Source organism: Streptomyces sp. NTD91 (assembly GCF_059510455.1).
Window position 1 is genome coordinate 522,693 of record NZ_JCAJZW010000001.1, and the last position, 15,957, is coordinate 538,649.

Genomic DNA, 15,957 nt, shown 5'->3' on the forward strand with positions numbered 1-15,957 from the left:
CGCGCACCGTGTGTCGCGTCCTTTTCGCCCCGTTCACATCAGCAGGTCGTCCACCTGCGCCTCGCCCACCCGGTACCGGCGGGCGATCTCCGCGCTGCACTCGTCGGTCGTGCGCTGCAGGCGCTGTCGGCGCCCGGAGACCTCCTGCTCGTACCGGGTCAGGCGCCCCATGGCCGCGGTCAGCTCCAGATCCGTGCGCGCCTGGAGATCGCTCAGCTCGACCTCGGCGAGCATCTCGGCGGCCAGCTGCCGGTACTCCTCGTTGTGCGGGGTGCCGAGCGTGACATGCCGGGCCGAGGAGCGGTGCCGGGCCGGGGCGTCCTTGAGGATCTCGGGGAGCCGGTCGACCACCGAACCGTCCGCGGGCGCCGGCACGGACGCCCGGCCGCGCCGGCACAGCTCCGCGCGGAGGATGTCGATCCGGCCCTGCAGCAGCCGCCGCACATAGCTGAGGTCCGCCTCGTCGCGCTGGGCGTCGCGGCGCAGGGTGCGCAGCTCGGGCAGGCTCAGCCGGGCCAGCTCGGGCTGGGGCCGCGCGGACGGCGTGACGCCCGCCGGATGCATCGGGCCCTCCGGCGCGTCGGCGCGCTGGACGGGGGGCCGGTACGTCCCCTGCGCGCCCAGCCGCCCGCTGGTACTCGGTGTGCTCATGGTGCTGTGACCGTCCCCTCGACCGGCGTGTGGAAGCATCGTGCCACCCCAACTGGCCGCTATGTGACCGAGTGCCCCCGAACGGCCCCAGATGGGGGGGTAAGGGATCGATATTGGACCCCCTGTGACCGCGTACCGGGCACCCGGCATGATGGTCCGCATGCGTGCGGTGGTGCAGAGAGTGGACGGCGCGAGCGTCGTCGTGGACGGCGAGACGGTCGGCGCGATCGAGGGCGAGGGGCTGTGCGTCCTCGTCGGGGTGACCCACGAGGACACCAAGGAGAAGGCGGCGCAGCTGGCGCGCAAGCTCTGGTCGATCCGGATGCTGCACGACGAGCGGTCGTGCAGCGACGTCGACGCCCCGCTGCTGGTGATCAGCCAGTTCACGCTGTACGGCGACGCCAGGAAGGGCCGCCGGCCCACATGGAACGCGGCGGCCCCGGGCGACGTCGCCGAGCCGCTGGTCGACGAGGTGGTGTCCCAGCTGCGGGCACTGGGCGCGACGGTGGCGACGGGCCGGTTCGGCGCGCGGATGAGGGTCTCCCTGACGAACGACGGGCCCTTCACGGTGCTGCTGGAGATCTAGGGCGTGTTTCGGCGTCTGGTGCGGTGCATCGCAAGGCGGAGGGTCGTCCTCGTACCGGGCGTACGTGGACGATCCCGACAACGCGGCGAGGTGCCGTGCCAGGCGTCGCGGACCAGACGGGACTTTCGAGACACGCCCTAGTCCCAACGCCGTTCAGTTACGGAAGCGACGGCTTGTTTCCCGGCAGGCCCTTAGGCGTGGAGGTCGTTCGTCAAGGCTGGTGAATGAGGCAGCGGAGCTGCCGCGGAAGAGGTTTGTCCTCCAAGACATCCTCACCGCGGGAGCCCCGCTGTTGGAACAGGCTGCCATAACCGGGACGGCCGGGGTGGCGGACGGGGTGTTCGCGCCGGGGCACCTCGGTGAGCTGACCCGGATCATCCCGTTCGAGATGGTCGACGAGGTGCTGGTGGAGACCGGTGCGGTGCAGCGCAGGATCCGTCTGCTTCCGGCGCGGGTCACGGTCTACCCGCTGCTGGTCGGAGCGCTCTTCAACGGGCTGGGCTACCGGCAGGTCTTCGACCGGTTGCGCGCCGGGCTGTCGGGCCCGGCAACGGTTCGGCCCAGATAGGGCGGGGCTGTGGCGGCGTCCGGCGCGTGCCCGGCGACGCCCGGCACGGGACCACCCGAGTACGCCCAGTACGCGGGTGATCCTCCGCCTTGCGAGGCACCGCGCCGGACGCCGCGGCCTGTCCGACCTGATCCGGACGAAACCCCCCTGGCCCCGGTCGGCGGGCGGGGCCGGGGTGAACAGCACCGGCTGCCCGGTGACCCGCGCTGTGGCGGGCGCCGGCCGGTGTCCGGGCGCCGCGGCGGGCGGGTACCGGCACACCGGGACCGCACCGCCGGCCCCGGTCGGGCGGGAGGGTGGTGCGGGATGCGCGGCGGTGTCCCGAAGGGGCCGTGCGGCTATGGCTCGACCACGGTCTCCTGGGCCGCCGCCGTCTCCCCGGCCAGGAGCCTCGCGTCGACCGGTACGTTGCGCTTGACCAGCGCCAGCGCCACCGGACCCAGCTCGTGGTGCCGTACCGAGGTCGTCACGAAACCGATCTTGCGGCCGTCCGGGCCCTCGTCCGCGAGCCGGATCTCGGTCCCCGGCACCGGCAGGTGCACCTCGCTGCCGTCCAGGTGGAGGAAGACCAGCCGACGCGGGGGCTTGCCCAGGTTCTGGACGCGGGCGACCGTCTCCTGGCCCCGGTAGCAGCCCTTGTGGAGGTGCACGGCGGTGCCGATCCAGCCCAGCTCGTGCGGGATCGTCCGGTGGTCGGTCTCGAAGCCGAGCCGGGGCCGGTGCTGCTCGACGCGCAGCGCCTCATAGGCGAGGAGGCCGGCGGCCGGCCCGTGCGCGGCGGCGAAGGACTCCAGGTCCTCGCGCGGCAGGAACACATCACGGCCGTACGGCGTCTCGCGGACGACGACGCCCTCCGGCACCTCGGCGATGGACCCGGCGGGCAGGTGGACGAGCGCGACGTCGGCGGTCCGGTCGGCTACCTCCACCCGGTAGAAGAACTTCATCGACTCCAGGTACGCGAGCAGCGCGTCCTGGGTCCCGGGCTCGACGTGCGCCCAGACGGTCGTCCCGTCGTCCACCAGGTACAGCGCGTGCTCGATGTGCCCGTGCGCGGAGAGGATCAGCGCCTCGGTGGCCTCACCGACCGGCAGCTCGCTGACGTGCTGGGTGAGCAGGAGGTGCAGCCAGCTCAGCCGGTCCTCACCGGAGACGGTGACGACACCGCGGTGGGACAGGTCGACGAAACCGGTGCCGTCGGCGAGGGCGCGCTGCTCGCGGAACAGGTCGCCGTAGTGCGCGGCGACACCTTCGTCCACACCCTCCGCGGGGACGGCGCCGGGCAGGGACAGCAGGGGGCTCTTCATATCGCCAGCCTACGACGTGGTAGTTGAACTCTTCAGGGAACAGTCCTTGCAGCGGCCGAAGATCGCGAAGTGCTTCATGTCGGTGTCGAACCCGAACTGCCGGCGCAGCTTCGCGGTGAACTCGGCGGCCACGTCGACGTCGGCCTCGATCACGTTCTCGCAGTCCCGGCACACCAGGTGCAGGTGGTGGTGGCGGTCGGCGAGGTGATAGGTGGGCGCACCGTGACCGAGGTGGGCGTGGCTGACCAGCCCCAGCTCCTCCAGCAGCTCCAGCGTCCGGTAGACCGTGGAAATGTTGACCCCCGACGCCGTCTTCCTCACTTCCGAGAGAATGTCGTCGGGGGTCGCGTGCTCAAGGGTGTCCACGGCTTCGAGGACAAGCTGCCGCTGCGGCGTCAGCCGGTAGCCGCGCTGCCTGAGGTCGCTCTTCCAGTCGGTGCTCACCACACCCGAAAGTCTAGAGCTACGGGGTGGGAAGGCTCACTTGAAGAAGGCGATGCCGTCGTCCGGGAGGTCGTCCGGGAGGGCCTTGGCCCAGCGCTCCACGTCCTCGGGGGTGACGACCTTCTTCAGATGGGCCGACATGTAGGGGCGCAGCTCGACCTCGGGGGTCTGCTTCTCGCCGACCCACATCAGGTCGCTCTTGACGTAGCCGTACAGGCGCTTGCCGCCGCTGTAGGGCCGGGAGCCGGGGGTGCGGGCGACGGCGTCCGTGACCAGGTCGATCTGCGGCTTCTTGTCGGCCATCTCGCCGTACCAGATCTCGATGACACCGTCGTCGCGGGTCATCGTCACCTCGACCCTGCGTTCGGAGTCGATCCGCCAGAAGCCGTGCTCCGACTCCAGCGGGCGGACCTTGCCGCCGTCCTTGTCCAGCACCCAGGTGTGGGAGTGGTACTCCAGGAAGTCGCGGCCGTCGTGGGTGAAGCTGACCTCCTGGCCGAAGTTGCACTTCTCGGAGCCGGGGAAGTCGTGCACGCCCGCACCGGCCCAGTTGCCGAGCAGAAAGGCGAGCGGGACCAGGCTCTTGTGCAGGTCGGACGGGATCTCGATCATGAGCGGCGGCTTTCCTGGATCTTTCCTGGGTACGGGGTCAGCGCTGGCCCTGGTACAGCTTCTTCACGGTCACGTACGCGAACGCGAGCACGCCGACGCAGACCAGGACCAGCAGGGTTTCGAAGAAAGTCTCCACGGGTGCTCCTTGAGCGAGGGTGGGCATACGACAGAGCCGGGCCCCAGCTTACGCGGCCGGAAGCCGGCCCTCCCTGCGAGGTGCCGTACGGCGTACCCCGTTACGAGCCGCCCGCCTCGGCCCACTCGCGCCCGCCCGTCGGGCGGACGACGCGAGTTCGACGACAGGCCCTCTAGGCTTCCGGCATGACCAAGAAGCTCGTGATCAAGGTGACGGCCGGGGCGGACGCCCCCGAGCGCTGCTCGCAGGCCTTCACGGTGGCCGCGGTGGCCGTGGCCAGCGGGGTCGAGGTGTCGCTGTGGCTGACCGGTGAGTCGTCCTGGTTCGCGCTGCCGGGGCGGGCGGCCGGGTTCGAACTGCCGCACGCGGCGCCGCTGCCGGATCTGATCGACTCGGTCCTGGCCGCCGGGCGCATCACCCTGTGCACCCAGTGCGCGGCCCGGCGGGAGATCACCGAGAAGGACGTCATCGAGGGCGTGCGGATCGCGGGCGCGCAGGTCTTCGTCCAGGAGGCACTCGCGGACGACACCCAGGCGCTCGTGTACTGACCGCGCTCGCGGTCCCTCACGGACGCGGGCGCTTCTTGCCGTCCAGCTCGTCCCACCACTCGTCCGACTGGGGATCGCCGGAGGGGTCGTCCCACCAGCGGTCCTCGGGACCCCGCCGGTTCGCGATCATCGCGGCGACCGGCGGGATGACCATGGCGACGACACACATGCCGACGGCCGCCGGCACCGACCAGATCCGCACCACTCCCCAGGCCAGGACGAAGAGACCGATGCAGGTCCCCATCATGGCGAAGTAGACGTGCCGCCGCCGTGCGTACATACGTCCAGGGTAGGGCGGGCCGTGGCTGTCACAACTGATCGACAATCGCCGCCCGACCCGCACCCGTGGAGTTACCGTGACGTAGCCGTACACCGCTCTCTCCCGGGGGAAGACCACATGCGCGCCCTGCGAATACTCCTGATCCTCGTCGTGATCCTGGGCGGGCTGTTCGTGATCGCGGACCGGGTGGCCGTGCACTTCGCGGAGGGGGAGGCCGCGGCCAAGCTGAAGTCGACCGAGAGCCTGGCCTCGACGCCTGACGTGAACATCAAGGGGTTCCCGTTCCTCACCCAGGTCGCGGGCGGGTCGCTGGACGACGTCCAGGTCGGGATCAAGGACTACGAGGCCGCGACCGGCACCGCCGGCCAGACGATCCGGATCGACGACCTGCAGGCCGACATGAAGGGCGTCTCCTTCTCCGGCGACTACAGCTCCGCCACCGCGACCAGCGCCACCGGCACCGCGACCATCTCCTACGCCGAGCTGCTGAGGACCGCCAAGTCGCAGCCGACCGAGGTGACCCCGGGGATCACCGCCAAGGTCGTGGGCCTCTCCGACGGCGGCAACGGCAAGATCAAGGTCGCGGTGCGCGTGATCGGCAGGCTCCTCACCGTCCCGGTCGACCGTACGGTGTCCGTGCTCAGCTCCGTGACCGTGGTGAACAACAAGGTCGAGGTGCACGCCGACTCCCTGCCGAAGCTGGCCGCCATCTCCCTGGCCGAGAACCGCATCCGCAACATCACCGACTTCCAGCAGGCCATCGACCACCTTCCCGGCGGGATCAGGCTGGACTCGGTGCGGGCGGCGCAGGACGGTGTGCAGGTCAGCGTGAAGGGTTCGGACGTCAAGCTGGCAGGGTAGAGGAAGGGGCGGGCCGGGCGGAGGGACCGGTGTGGACCGCTTGCGTCCGACTGGCGAGACGGTCATGTCCGTACGGTAGATCCGGTCACCCCACGAACGCCCGCCGACGGTCCGCCGACGCTCGGGATGGTCACCTCGTCCCACTATACGGACGATCGTGTCTCGGAATACGACACACCGGTGACACGCCCGCCCGGACGTCCCTACGATCGCTCCCATGAAGCGACAGGCGGACCTCACGAAGCGGCGGGCAGTGGACCTGTGCCGCGTGGCCGCCATGCTCTGTCGCACCTTCTGAGCGAAAGTCCCCGACTTCCGCATCTCAGCCCTGCCCTGCTGGAAGGGCACCCGTGCGCCGCCCGGCATTCCCGGACGCGCCCCCTGTCTACCCGCACGCCCCGCCGCAACTGCCCCGGAGGAGAAAGAGCATGAGCCGCACCGACGTCCTGGTCGACGCCGACTGGCTGCAGGAGCACCTGGACGACCCGGCCATCGCCATCGTCGAGGTGGACGAGGACACGTCCGCCTACGACAAGAACCACATCAAGAACGCGATCCGCATCGACTGGACCAAGGACCTCCAGGACCCGGTCCGCCGCGACTTCGTCGACCAGGAGGGCTTCGAGAAGCTCCTGTCGGAGAAGGGCATCGCCAACGACCACACGGTGGTCCTCTACGGCGGCAACAACAACTGGTTCGCCTCGTACGCCTACTGGTACTTCAAGCTGTACGGCCACGAGAACGTCAAGCTCCTGGACGGCGGCCGCAAGAAGTGGGAGCTGGACGCCCGCGAGCTGGTCCCGGGCGACGAGGTCCCCGAGCGGCCGAAGACCGAGTACACGGCCAAGCCGCAGGACACCTCGATCCGCGCCTTCCGTGACGACGTCGTGGCGGCCATCGGCTCGCAGAACCTGGTCGACGTCCGCTCCCCCGACGAGTTCTCCGGCAAGCTGCTCGCCCCGGCCCACCTGCCGCAGGAGCAGTCGCAGCGCCCGGGTCACGTCCCGAGTGCCAAGAACATCCCGTGGTCGAAGAACGCCAACGACGACGGCACCTTCAAGTCGGACGAGGAGCTGAACGCCCTCTACGTCGAGGAGAACGTGGACCTCGGCAAGGACACGATCGCCTACTGCCGCATCGGTGAGCGTTCGGCCCTGACCTGGTTCGTGCTGCACGAGCTGCTCGGCGTGGAGAACGTCAAGAACTACGACGGCTCCTGGACCGAGTACGGCTCCCTCGTCGGCGTGCCGATCGAGCTCGGCGCCGGCAAGTAAGCGACCCCTCAGCGACCCCTCTGGAGAAAAAGCATGTGCGGAGCGAAGGCCGGCGGCCCGGACGCCTCGACGATCAAGCCCGGTGAGACCACGATCCAGGGTCAGGTGACCCGCGACGGCGAGCCGGTGACGGGCTACGTCCGCCTCCTGGACTCGACCGGCGAGTTCACGGCCGAGGTGCCCACCTCGGCGACCGGCCAGTTCCGGTTCTACGCGGCCGAGGGCACGTGGACCGTGCGCGCCCTGGTGCCGGGCGCCACGGCGGACCGCACGGTCGTCGTGGCGGAGAAGGGCGCGTTGGCCGAGGTCGCCATCGCGGTCTGAGCGGGCCCGCGCGCAGCAGCGGCACAGTGACGGTCGAAGGGCCGCACCCCTGGGGTTGGACGCCGGCGGGGTGCGGCCCTTCGGCATGTCCGGCCGGCCGTTCCTAGCGCGTCCCGCCTCTGTGCGCCAGCATCGACACGCTCGTTCGCGGGGTAGCGATTTGTCATAAGATCATCCAAAGGGTCTAGTGGTGTGTCAATTCTCCTTCGCCAGCGTGAAGTTGATGGCTGCCCGGCGAGGGATGTGTGGAGAACATAAGACACAAATCCCTCGATCGGCCCACAAAAACCCAGTCTCCGAACTTTTCCGACATGACAGCCGTGTCGGTCGCCGAATACGTTCCAAGCGACCGGCCAACGTGTCGGTGTCTCAGAGACTGGAGAAGCACCATGAAGATCTCTCGCTCCACCGCCCTCACCGCCGCCGCGGCGGCTGCCGCGGCTCTGGCCGCGACGGGCGTCACCTACGCGTCGGCCGCCTCGGCACCGGAGGCGGCGGCCCCGGCCGTCGTCGCCCATGCGCCGGAGGCGGCCGCTCCCGCTGCCGCACCGCTCGGCGGCTCCGGCGGGGACAACAACAACGGCAACTACAACAACGGCAAGGGCAACGAGGGCCACGGGGGCGGCGGCCGTGGAGGCTTCTTCCGCGGCTACGAGGGCCGGGTCCAGATCAACGAGCGGTCCTACTCGGCCCACCCGGGCGACTGCATCACCGTGGTCAGCGGCCTGGGCGCCCGGACGCTGAACATCCGCAACGACAGTCACCGGGTCGTCGAGGTGTTCCGCGGGGCGGTCTGCGACAACGGCGCTCCCGTCGCCATCGTCGGCCCCCACAGCCAGAGCGACGGCGTGCGCGTCCACTGCACGCCGGGCATCCGCGTCCGGGACGGCGTCATCGGCAGCTTCCGCGTGGTCGGGCGCCACGGCGGCGACTGGGGTGGCGACGGCGGCTGGGGCGGCGGCTGGGGCGGCGGCGACGGCGGCTGGGGCGGCGGCGACGGCGGCTGGGGCGGCGGCGACGGCGGCAACGGTGGAAGGTAATCCACAGCCCCTTGCATGACATGGAGCCCCGGCCCGCCGGAATAGGGCCGGGGCTCCGGCACGTCCGGCGCTCCGACCTGCCTCCCGGTCGAGCCGGACAAGGACAGGGCCGGGGCGGGGAGCGGGCCAAGGAGCGTCGCGGGGAAGGAGAGTGACGCGACGGCAGCGAACTGGCGACGGTCCATGGCGCCGGTGAACCGCGGCGGCGGGTGGCCGGTGACGGGCCACGACGGCCGAGGGTGCGTGAACCGCGCCCTCGGCCCTTTTCATGCGCCACGACGGACCTGGAAGGTCTTCGCGGCGGAGAGGGGCCCACACGCCCGGCTGAGGCCCTCCTCGCGGGCCCTGACGGCCGACCGGGCCGACCGGGCCGTGCAGCGGCAGCGGCAGCGGCAGCGGCAGCGGCAGCGGCAGCGGCAGCGGCAGCGGCAGGGTGCCGGCCGAAGGACCGTTCAGGAGCCGTCGAAGGGCCGTGTCCCTGGGGCCGGACGCCCACGGGGTGCGGCCCTTCGCATGCCCCGCCGGACGCCCGCGGGGCGCGGCCCTTCGGCATGCCCGGCCGACCGTCCCCAGGGCCTGTCCGACAATTCCCGTCCGTCGCGCGACGCCATGCACGCGCGCTCGCCGCGCAGCCGCCCTTCGGGCGACGACGCGGATTGTCGGACAGGCCTTAGCGCGACCCGCCCCGTTGCGGCGGCAACGACACGCTTGCCACCAGGGTGGCCAATAGTCATAAGATCATCCAAAAGGGCTAGCGCCTGACAACTGCCCTTTTTTCAGGGCGAATTGACACCATGCCAGCGAGCGCCAAATGGCGAACAAGCACTGAATATCATTCGATTGGCCTACAAAAAATGAGGCTCAGGTCATTTCAGGCGTGACAGCGGCGGCGTTCGGTCAATACGTTCCTCACGACCGGCCGACGAGTCGGCGAGTCTCAGAGACTGGAGAAGCACCATGAAGATCTCTCGTTCCACCGCTGTCACCGCCGCTGCGGCGGCTGCCGCGGCTCTGGCCGCGACCGGTGTCACCTACGCTGCGGCCGCGTCCGCGCCCGAGGCGGCCCCGGCCGCTGCTCCGGCGGCTGTCGCGCCTTTCGACGGCGGTGCCAGCAACAACAACAACGGCAACAACAACGGCAAGGGCAACGAGGGCAAGGGCAACGAGGGCCACGGGGGCGGCGGCCGTGGAGGCTTCTTCCGCGGCTACGAGGGCCGGATCGAGGTCAACGAGCGGTCCTACTCGGCCCACCCGGGCGACTGCATCACCGTGATCAGTGGCCTGGGCGCCCGGAGCCTGAACATCCGCAACGACAGCCACCAGCGCGTCGAGGTCTTCCGTGGAGCGGTGTGCGACAACGGCGCCCCCGTCGCCATCGTCGGCCCCCACAGCCAGAGCGACGGCGTGTTCGTCCACCCGACGCGCGGCATCAGGGTCAGGGGCGGCGTGATCGGCAGCTTCCGCGTGGTCTGCGACCACGACGGCGACTGGGGCCGTGGCGGCCGCGGCGACGGCGGCTGGGGCGGCGACGGCTGGGGCGGCGGCGACGGCGGCTGGAACTGATCCACAGCCCGCCGCATGACAAGGATCCCCGGCCCGCCGGAATCGGGCCGGGGATCCGGCTTGTTTCATTGTCCGGTAAAGACACGCGCGGCGCGCGCCCGGTGGACCCGGGCGCACGACGCCACCGTACTCGCCCGGCCTCCGGACACCCGCCGACCGAGTCGCCCCGGGCGCGGCCCGAAGGAAACGACTCAGCCGAGCGCCCGTCCCAGCACCCATACCACCGGCGCCGCCGCCGACAGCGGCAGCGCCACGCCGGCCGTGAAGTGGACGAAGCGGGACGGGTAGTCGTAGCTCGCGACCCGGTGCCCGATCAGGGCGCAGACGCCGGCCGCCGCACCCAGCAGCGCGCCCTTCGCACCCAGCCCGGTCATCCCCCCGGCCGCGATTCCCGCACCGGCCGCCGCGAGCAGGGACACCACGACGGACGCCGGGGTCGGCAGGGGAAGGGCCCGTGCCAGGACCGCCACCGCCACCGCCGCCGCGCCCACGGACACCGCGTGGGCGCCGGCGCCCAGATACCCGGTGGCCAGGACCGACAGCGCCGCCGAGACGACCGTCGCCATCAGGCCGTACATCCGCTCGTCCGGCGAGGCGTGCGAGCGCAGCTGCAGGACCAGGGACAGCACGACCCAGACGCCGAGCGGCCCGAGGATGGCCGCGGGAGCGTGGTCGCGGCCGGTGACCAGGACCGCCGCGTCGGCTGTCAGTCCACCCAGGAACGCCAGCGCGATGCCCTGCCGGGCCGGCCACATGCCGTTCAGACGGAACCAGCCCGCCGCGGTCACACCCTGGAGCACCACGAGCGGCACGAGGAGCGCGTACGACGCGATCGGCGCCGTCACGGCCAGCAGCAGGCCCAGCACCGCGGTCAGGAGTGCCGGCTGCATGCCGGGCTCGATGATCGGCGAACGGCCCTCCAGCCGGGCCCGCTGCGCATCGGTGACCCGGGAGTTCCCGGCGAGGGTGGCGGGCCCGTAGGCGGGCCCGGGCTCGGCCACGGCCTGCGGTGCGGGCGTGAACGTGGGTGCGGGCTGCGGTTCCGGCGTGGAGGGCACCGCGTACTGCTGCTGGTACTGCCCCTCGTACGGCTGCTGCTGCCCGGGCGGCAGGTACGCCGTCTCCGCCGGCGGTACGGGCGTCCGCACCGGCGCGTGCGTCTGCGTCTCCCAGGTCCGGCCCTGCCACTGCTGGGTGAGCTGCGGGTCGTAGGACTGCTGCTGGTGCTCCTGCCCGGACCACTGCGGGTACTGCTGCTGATGCGGGTACTGCTGCTGATGCGGGTCGTAGCCCTCGTACGGGCCGCCCTGGTACGGCTGGCCGCCCTGATACGGCTGGTCGCTCATCGCCTCATCCTCCTGCGAACGGCGGGAGCACCTCGACCGTGCCGCCCTCGGCCAGCCGTACCGTCTCATGCGCGCGGGTCCCGACGGGGTCTCCGTCGACGAGGAACGAGCAGCGCTGCAGCACGCGCGTGAGTTCACCGGGGTGTCGCGCGCGCACGGCGGCCAGCGCGCCGGCGAGCGTGTCCGCCTCGTACGGCTCCTCGGCGACCCGGGCGGCGGCCTTCGCGGCGGCCCAGTAGCGCACCGTGACCTTGGGCATCTCGTTCCTCGATCGACAGCAAGAAAGAAATAAGAGTGCTGTCAGGCTAGCCCGCCCTGGCCGCCGCCCATTCCCCGATCCGACCCAGCAGGCCGTCGTCCGCCGCGTGCTCGGCGTGCCCCATGCCCGGCTCCACCCACAGTTCGCCCTGGTCACCGGCCGCCTCGGCGAGCATCCGGGGATGGTCGAGGGGGAAGTAGCCGTCCCGGTCGCCGTGCACGATCAGCAGCGGGGCCGGGGCGATCCGCGGCACCGCCTCGGCCGGGGACAGCGGCACCGGGTCCCAGTCCCGGTGGTGGATGCGGGTGCGCAGGCCGTAGCGGCCGACCAGGCGTCCCTCGGGGCGGGTGACCAGCCAGTGCAGCCGGCGCATGGGAGCCGTGCCCCGGTAGTACCAGCGGGCCGGGGCGCTGACCGAGACCACCGCGTCCACCGTCCCGGGGTACAGGGCCGCATGCCGCAGGACGACCGAGCCGCCCATGGAGAAGCCGACGGTCACCACGCGCGTGTGTCCGAGCCCGCTTGCCCACTCCACGGCGGCGGCGAGGTCGAGGACCTCCTTGTCGCCGACCGTGGAACGGCCCCCGGAGCGCCCGTGGCCGCGGAAGGAGAAGGTGACGACGGCGCCGTACCCGCGCAGCACGCCCGCCACCCGGCGCACGTGCGGGCGGTCCACGTCCCCGGTGAACCCGTGGGCGACGACGAACACCAGGTCGCGGGAGGCGGAACGGCCTGCGTCCGAAGAGTTTTCGGCACTTTCGTATACGACAGCGCCCGGATCGTATACGGATTCGACCGAAATCCCGTCGGCGGTGCGCAGAAACGTCCGGATAGGGCCCTGTCCGCCTGTCTCGGAATTCGGACGAACGGTGGAACGTGCCATATGACCTGCCGGACCGTTGCTCATGTGGGCTATTCTGCTGGCAGAGGACTCGGGCAGCGCAGCCCCCGGGTCCTTTTGTGCTTTCGGAAGCGTTGTATACGAAGCGGGAAACCTCAGGTGACCGCCGGTGTACGGGGCCTTCGGGATCGCAGCGCAGTGCCCGTCCGCACAGGCTCGCAGGGACCGAGGAGGAACCAGACGTATGAGTTCTCTGCTGCTCCTGACCAACGCCCTCCAGCCGTCCACGGAGGTGCTGCCCGCTCTCGGCCTGCTGCTGCACAACGTGCGGGTGGCCCCGGCGGAGGGCCCCGCGCTCGTCGACACGCCCGGCGCCGACGTCGTCCTCGTCGACGGCCGCCGCGATCTGCCCCAGGTGCGCAGCCTGTGCCAGCTGCTGCGGTCCACCGGCCCCGGCTGTCCGCTGATCCTCGTCGTCACGGAGGGCGGTCTCGCCGCCGTCACCGCCGACTGGGGCATCGACGACGTGCTCCTCGACACCGCCGGCCCGGCGGAGGTGGAGGCGCGGCTGAGGCTCGCCATGGGCCGCCAGCAGCTCGTGAACGACGACTCCCCGATGGAGATCCGCAACGGCGACCTCTCCGTGGACGAGGCGACCTACAGCGCCAAGCTCAAGGGCCGGGTCCTGGACCTGACCTTCAAGGAGTTCGAGCTGCTCAAATACCTCGCCCAGCACCCGGGCCGCGTCTTCACCCGCGCCCAGCTGCTGCAGGAGGTGTGGGGGTACGACTACTTCGGCGGCACCCGGACGGTCGACGTGCACGTACGGCGGCTGCGCGCCAAGCTCGGCCCGGAGCACGAGTCGCTGATCGGCACGGTCCGGAACGTCGGTTATCGATTCGTTACACCGGAGAAGACCGACCGGTCCGGCGAGGAGGCCAAGGCCAGGGCGGACCGGGCGAAGACGGAGAACACGGACACTTCGCCCGACCGTGACGGTGCCGAGGTCCACGCGGAGGCATGATTCCCCCGGGATTTCCGCGCGTTTCCCCGACAAGGCATGGACACCCGTCCGGCCGGGCATTGCTTCCGCACATCCAAGCAGTGATACGCCCTGCCCAGAGCGGGTCAATCCGCGTAGACTCCGCGCGTGGCCAAGGTGACTCGCGATGACGTGGCACGGCTGGCTGGAACCTCCACCGCCGTCGTCAGTTATGTCATCAACAACGGACCCCGGCCGGTCGCCCCGGCCACGCGCGAGCGTGTCCTCGCCGCGATCAAGGAACTGGGGTACCGCCCCGACCGGGTCGCCCAGGCGATGGCCTCGCGGCGCACCGACCTGATAGGCCTGATCATCCCGGACGCCCGCCAGCCCTTCTTCGGCGAGATGGCGCACGCGGTCGAGCAGGCCGCCTCCGAGCGCGGAAAGATGGTCCTGGTCGGCAACACCGACTACATCGGCGAACGCGAGGTCCACTATCTGCGCGCCTTCCTCGGCATGCGCGTCTCCGGCCTGATCCTCGTCAGCCACGCGCTGAACGACCTCGCCGCCGCCGAGATCGACGCCTGGGACGCCCGGGTGGTACTGCTGCACGAGCGCCCCGAGGCCATCGACGACGTCGCCGTGGTCACGGACGACCTCGGCGGCGCCCAGCTCGCCGTACGCCACCTGCTGGAGCACGGCTACGACTATGTCGCCTGTATGGGCGGCACCGCCGAGACGCCGGCCGTCGGCGACCCGGTCTCCGACCACGTCGAGGGCTGGAAGCGGGCCATGGCCGAGGCGGGCCTGCCCACCGAGGGCCGGCTGTTCGAGGCGCCGTACAACCGCTACGACGCCTATCGCATCGCCCTGGAGATCCTCTCCGGTCCCGAACGGCCCCCGGCGATCTTCTGCTCCACCGACGACCAGGCGATCGGCCTGCTGCGGGCCGCGCGCGAGCTGCGCATCGACGTGCCCGGCGAGCTGGGGGTGGCCGGGTTCGACGACATCAAGGAGGCGGCGCTGGCCGACCCGCCGCTGACCACGGTCGCCTCGGACCGCTCGGCGATGGCCCGGGCCGCGGTCGACCTGGTCCTGGACGACGGGCTGCGGGTGGCGGGCTCACGCCGGGAGCGGCTGAAGACGTTCCCGTCCCGGCTCGTGGTGCGCACGAGCTGCGGCTGCACCGGCTGACCCGGCTCCGACCAGGCGTTCTGAACGCCGGGTGAGAGCCCGGTCCGGGCCACGGGAAGCGCCTTTATTTCGGGCAAACGAGCTTCTGCCGGGCTTCTCAGCGGGCACTCAGGAAGCTCTCATGGTCACAGGGGAGGCTTGTGTCATGACCGAGAGCCAGGGTGGGTACACCCCGCAGCAGCAGAGCCATGCCGCTCCCGTGAACCCGGAGTGGCCGCCCCCGCCGCCGCACGAGCCGCCGACGGCCTTCGATCCCGCTCCGCACGGGCGCAGGCGGAACCGGGGCCCGGTGGCCCTCCTCGCGGCCGTCGCGATCGTCGCCGCCGCGGTCGGCGGCGCCACGGCCTACGGGTTCCAGGAGCTGACCGGCAAGGACACGGTCGCCTCCACCGGTACGACCACCCACGTGGTGCCGTCGAGCAAGCGCGGTGACGTCGCCGCGATCGCCGCGGCCGTCAGCCCCAGCGTGGTCGAGATCAACGCGACGCTCGGCAACGGCTCCTCCACCGGCTCCGGCGTGATCATCACGTCGAACGGCGAGATCGTCACCAACAACCACGTCGTGGCCGGCGCGCAGTCGATCAAGGTGCGTACCAGCGACGGCAGGCGCTACACCGCCGACGTCGTCGGCACCGACAGCTCCAAGGACCTGGCGCTGCTCAAGCTGCGCGGCGCCTCGGGCCTCAAGCCCGCGTCCCTGGGCAGCTCCTCGAGCGTGCAGGTCGGTGACTCGGTCGTCGCGATCGGCTCCCCCGAGGGTCTGACCGGCACCGTCACCAGCGGTATCGTCTCCGCCCTCAACCGGGACGTGACCGTCTCCACCGACGAGAGCCAGGACCAGGGCGGCGACGGCCAGTGGCCGTTCCAGTTCGGCGGCCGTCAGTTCAACGGCGACACCGGCTCGTCCACGACGACGTACAAGGCGATACAGACCGACGCCTCGCTGAACCCCGGCAACTCCGGGGGCGCGCTGATCGACGCGAACGGCAACGTCATCGGGATCAACTCCGCGATGTACTCCTCCAGCCAGCAGTCCTCGTCGTCCTCGGACGCCGGCAGCATCGGCCTCGGCTTCGCCATCCCCATCGACACCGTCAAGTCCGACCTGGCCAGGCTGCGGGCGGGCAACAACAGCTAACACACG

20 protein-coding genes are annotated in these 15,957 nt (G+C 71.0%); 12 read left to right on the top strand and 8 right to left on the bottom strand.

Features of this window, described 5'->3' with window-relative positions; genetic code table 11:
• Positions 1-33 precede the first annotated feature (33 nt).
• Positions 34-651 (bottom strand): RsiG family protein, encoded by a 618-nt coding sequence (locus AC5WRT_RS02445; protein ID WP_496091956.1) that lies wholly within the window; start codon positions 649-651, stop codon positions 34-36.
• 160 nt (positions 652-811) lie between these two features.
• Between AC5WRT_RS02445 and dtd the strand changes: the two genes are divergently transcribed.
• Both dtd and AC5WRT_RS02455 read left to right on the top strand, forming a co-directional pair.
• Positions 812-1,237, top strand: coding sequence for a D-aminoacyl-tRNA deacylase (gene dtd, locus AC5WRT_RS02450; protein WP_496091957.1), 426 nt, complete (start codon positions 812-814; stop codon positions 1,235-1,237).
• A gap of 292 nt (positions 1,238-1,529) precedes the next feature.
• Positions 1,530-1,805: a transposase domain-containing protein gene (locus AC5WRT_RS02455; RefSeq protein WP_496091958.1), complete on the top strand. Its 276-nt coding sequence runs from the start codon at positions 1,530-1,532 to the stop codon at positions 1,803-1,805.
• A gap of 338 nt (positions 1,806-2,143) precedes the next feature.
• Here the strand turns inward: AC5WRT_RS02455 and ygfZ are convergent, their stop codons facing one another.
• The 3 genes from ygfZ to AC5WRT_RS02470 are packed head-to-tail and all read right to left on the bottom strand — an operon-like array spanning position 2,144 to position 4,165.
• Positions 2,144-3,109 (bottom strand): CAF17-like 4Fe-4S cluster assembly/insertion protein YgfZ, encoded by a 966-nt coding sequence (gene ygfZ / locus AC5WRT_RS02460; RefSeq protein WP_496091959.1) that lies wholly within the window; start codon positions 3,107-3,109, stop codon positions 2,144-2,146.
• Between the two features lie 9 nt (positions 3,110-3,118).
• Complete coding sequence (locus AC5WRT_RS02465; protein WP_496091960.1) at positions 3,119-3,556, bottom strand: Fur family transcriptional regulator; 438 nt, start codon at positions 3,554-3,556, stop codon at positions 3,119-3,121.
• A gap of 33 nt (positions 3,557-3,589) precedes the next feature.
• Positions 3,590-4,165 (bottom strand): heme-binding beta-barrel domain-containing protein, encoded by a 576-nt coding sequence (locus AC5WRT_RS02470; RefSeq protein ID WP_496091961.1) that lies wholly within the window; start codon positions 4,163-4,165, stop codon positions 3,590-3,592.
• Positions 4,166-4,486: 321 nt separating this feature from the next.
• Between AC5WRT_RS02470 and AC5WRT_RS02475 the strand changes: the two genes are divergently transcribed.
• A complete protein-coding gene (locus AC5WRT_RS02475; protein WP_496091962.1) occupies positions 4,487-4,849 on the top strand; it encodes a DsrE family protein in 363 nt (120 codons plus the stop codon).
• 16 nt (positions 4,850-4,865) lie between these two features.
• Here AC5WRT_RS02475 and AC5WRT_RS02480 read toward each other — a convergent pair whose 3' ends face one another.
• Complete coding sequence (locus tag AC5WRT_RS02480) at positions 4,866-5,129, bottom strand: DUF3099 domain-containing protein (RefSeq protein WP_496091963.1); 264 nt, start codon at positions 5,127-5,129, stop codon at positions 4,866-4,868.
• Positions 5,130-5,246: 117 nt separating this feature from the next.
• Between AC5WRT_RS02480 and AC5WRT_RS02485 the strand changes: the two genes are divergently transcribed.
• The 6 genes from AC5WRT_RS02485 (at position 5,247) to AC5WRT_RS02510 (ending at position 10,191) form a co-directional block, all read left to right on the top strand.
• Positions 5,247-5,990, top strand: a complete 744-nt coding sequence (locus AC5WRT_RS02485; protein ID WP_496099882.1) for an LmeA family phospholipid-binding protein — start codon at positions 5,247-5,249, stop codon at positions 5,988-5,990.
• A 217-nt stretch (positions 5,991-6,207) separates the two neighbouring features.
• On the top strand, positions 6,208-6,288 hold the full coding sequence (locus AC5WRT_RS02490) for a putative leader peptide (RefSeq protein ID WP_350310325.1): 81 nt from the start codon (positions 6,208-6,210) through the stop codon (positions 6,286-6,288).
• 130 nt (positions 6,289-6,418) lie between these two features.
• A complete protein-coding gene (locus AC5WRT_RS02495) occupies positions 6,419-7,264 on the top strand; it encodes a sulfurtransferase (protein WP_496091965.1) in 846 nt (281 codons plus the stop codon).
• 33 nt (positions 7,265-7,297) lie between these two features.
• Positions 7,298-7,588: a DUF1416 domain-containing protein gene (locus AC5WRT_RS02500; RefSeq protein WP_004000115.1), complete on the top strand. Its 291-nt coding sequence runs from the start codon at positions 7,298-7,300 to the stop codon at positions 7,586-7,588.
• 389 nt (positions 7,589-7,977) lie between these two features.
• Positions 7,978-8,628 (top strand): hypothetical protein, encoded by a 651-nt coding sequence (locus AC5WRT_RS02505; RefSeq protein WP_496091966.1) that lies wholly within the window; start codon positions 7,978-7,980, stop codon positions 8,626-8,628.
• A gap of 957 nt (positions 8,629-9,585) precedes the next feature.
• Positions 9,586-10,191: a hypothetical protein gene (locus tag AC5WRT_RS02510; protein WP_496091967.1), complete on the top strand. Its 606-nt coding sequence runs from the start codon at positions 9,586-9,588 to the stop codon at positions 10,189-10,191.
• Between the two features lie 191 nt (positions 10,192-10,382).
• On the opposite strand, the gene AC5WRT_RS02515 is transcribed toward AC5WRT_RS02510, so the two are convergent.
• Genes AC5WRT_RS02515 through AC5WRT_RS02525 form a run of 3 tightly spaced genes read right to left on the bottom strand, consistent with a single transcriptional unit; the run spans position 10,383 to position 12,703 of the window.
• Positions 10,383-11,537: a hypothetical protein gene (locus AC5WRT_RS02515; protein ID WP_496091968.1), complete on the bottom strand. Its 1,155-nt coding sequence runs from the start codon at positions 11,535-11,537 to the stop codon at positions 10,383-10,385.
• A gap of 4 nt (positions 11,538-11,541) precedes the next feature.
• Positions 11,542-11,796: a MoaD/ThiS family protein gene (locus tag AC5WRT_RS02520; RefSeq protein ID WP_496091969.1), complete on the bottom strand. Its 255-nt coding sequence runs from the start codon at positions 11,794-11,796 to the stop codon at positions 11,542-11,544.
• Between the two features lie 46 nt (positions 11,797-11,842).
• Positions 11,843-12,703 (bottom strand): alpha/beta hydrolase, encoded by an 861-nt coding sequence (locus AC5WRT_RS02525; RefSeq protein ID WP_496091970.1) that lies wholly within the window; start codon positions 12,701-12,703, stop codon positions 11,843-11,845.
• 178 nt (positions 12,704-12,881) lie between these two features.
• Here AC5WRT_RS02525 and AC5WRT_RS02530 point away from each other — a divergent pair, with 178 nt between their 5' ends.
• The 3 genes from AC5WRT_RS02530 to AC5WRT_RS02540 all read left to right on the top strand — a co-directional run bounded on the left by AC5WRT_RS02530 (position 12,882) and on the right by AC5WRT_RS02540 (position 15,951).
• Complete coding sequence (locus tag AC5WRT_RS02530) at positions 12,882-13,661, top strand: response regulator transcription factor (RefSeq protein ID WP_496091971.1); 780 nt, start codon at positions 12,882-12,884, stop codon at positions 13,659-13,661.
• 126 nt (positions 13,662-13,787) lie between these two features.
• Positions 13,788-14,813, top strand: coding sequence for a LacI family DNA-binding transcriptional regulator (locus tag AC5WRT_RS02535; RefSeq protein WP_496091972.1), 1,026 nt, complete (start codon positions 13,788-13,790; stop codon positions 14,811-14,813).
• Between the two features lie 145 nt (positions 14,814-14,958).
• Positions 14,959-15,951 (top strand): S1C family serine protease, encoded by a 993-nt coding sequence (locus AC5WRT_RS02540; RefSeq protein ID WP_496091973.1) that lies wholly within the window; start codon positions 14,959-14,961, stop codon positions 15,949-15,951.
• Positions 15,952-15,957: the final 6 nt, after the last annotated feature.

Coding starts and splice junctions, on each gene's coding strand:
- AC5WRT_RS02500 (WP_004000115.1), top strand. CDS start 7,298: ATGTGCGGAGCGAAGGCCGGCGGCCCGGACGCCTCGACGATCAAGCCC.
- AC5WRT_RS02480 (WP_496091963.1), bottom strand. CDS start 5,129: ATGTACGCACGGCGGCGGCACGTCTACTTCGCCATGATGGGGACCTGC.
- AC5WRT_RS02445 (WP_496091956.1), bottom strand. CDS start 651: ATGAGCACACCGAGTACCAGCGGGCGGCTGGGCGCGCAGGGGACGTAC.
- AC5WRT_RS02520 (WP_496091969.1), bottom strand. CDS start 11,796: ATGCCCAAGGTCACGGTGCGCTACTGGGCCGCCGCGAAGGCCGCCGCC.
- AC5WRT_RS02470 (WP_496091961.1), bottom strand. CDS start 4,165: ATGATCGAGATCCCGTCCGACCTGCACAAGAGCCTGGTCCCGCTCGCC.
- dtd (WP_496091957.1), top strand. CDS start 812: ATGCGTGCGGTGGTGCAGAGAGTGGACGGCGCGAGCGTCGTCGTGGAC.
- AC5WRT_RS02530 (WP_496091971.1), top strand. CDS start 12,882: ATGAGTTCTCTGCTGCTCCTGACCAACGCCCTCCAGCCGTCCACGGAG.
- AC5WRT_RS02475 (WP_496091962.1), top strand. CDS start 4,487: ATGACCAAGAAGCTCGTGATCAAGGTGACGGCCGGGGCGGACGCCCCC.
- AC5WRT_RS02495 (WP_496091965.1), top strand. CDS start 6,419: ATGAGCCGCACCGACGTCCTGGTCGACGCCGACTGGCTGCAGGAGCAC.
- AC5WRT_RS02525 (WP_496091970.1), bottom strand. CDS start 12,703: ATGAGCAACGGTCCGGCAGGTCATATGGCACGTTCCACCGTTCGTCCG.
- AC5WRT_RS02505 (WP_496091966.1), top strand. CDS start 7,978: ATGAAGATCTCTCGCTCCACCGCCCTCACCGCCGCCGCGGCGGCTGCC.
- AC5WRT_RS02485 (WP_496099882.1), top strand. CDS start 5,247: ATGCGCGCCCTGCGAATACTCCTGATCCTCGTCGTGATCCTGGGCGGG.
- AC5WRT_RS02540 (WP_496091973.1), top strand. CDS start 14,959: ATGACCGAGAGCCAGGGTGGGTACACCCCGCAGCAGCAGAGCCATGCC.
- ygfZ (WP_496091959.1), bottom strand. CDS start 3,109: ATGAAGAGCCCCCTGCTGTCCCTGCCCGGCGCCGTCCCCGCGGAGGGT.
- AC5WRT_RS02510 (WP_496091967.1), top strand. CDS start 9,586: ATGAAGATCTCTCGTTCCACCGCTGTCACCGCCGCTGCGGCGGCTGCC.
- AC5WRT_RS02490 (WP_350310325.1), top strand. CDS start 6,208: ATGAAGCGACAGGCGGACCTCACGAAGCGGCGGGCAGTGGACCTGTGC.
- AC5WRT_RS02515 (WP_496091968.1), bottom strand. CDS start 11,537: ATGAGCGACCAGCCGTATCAGGGCGGCCAGCCGTACCAGGGCGGCCCG.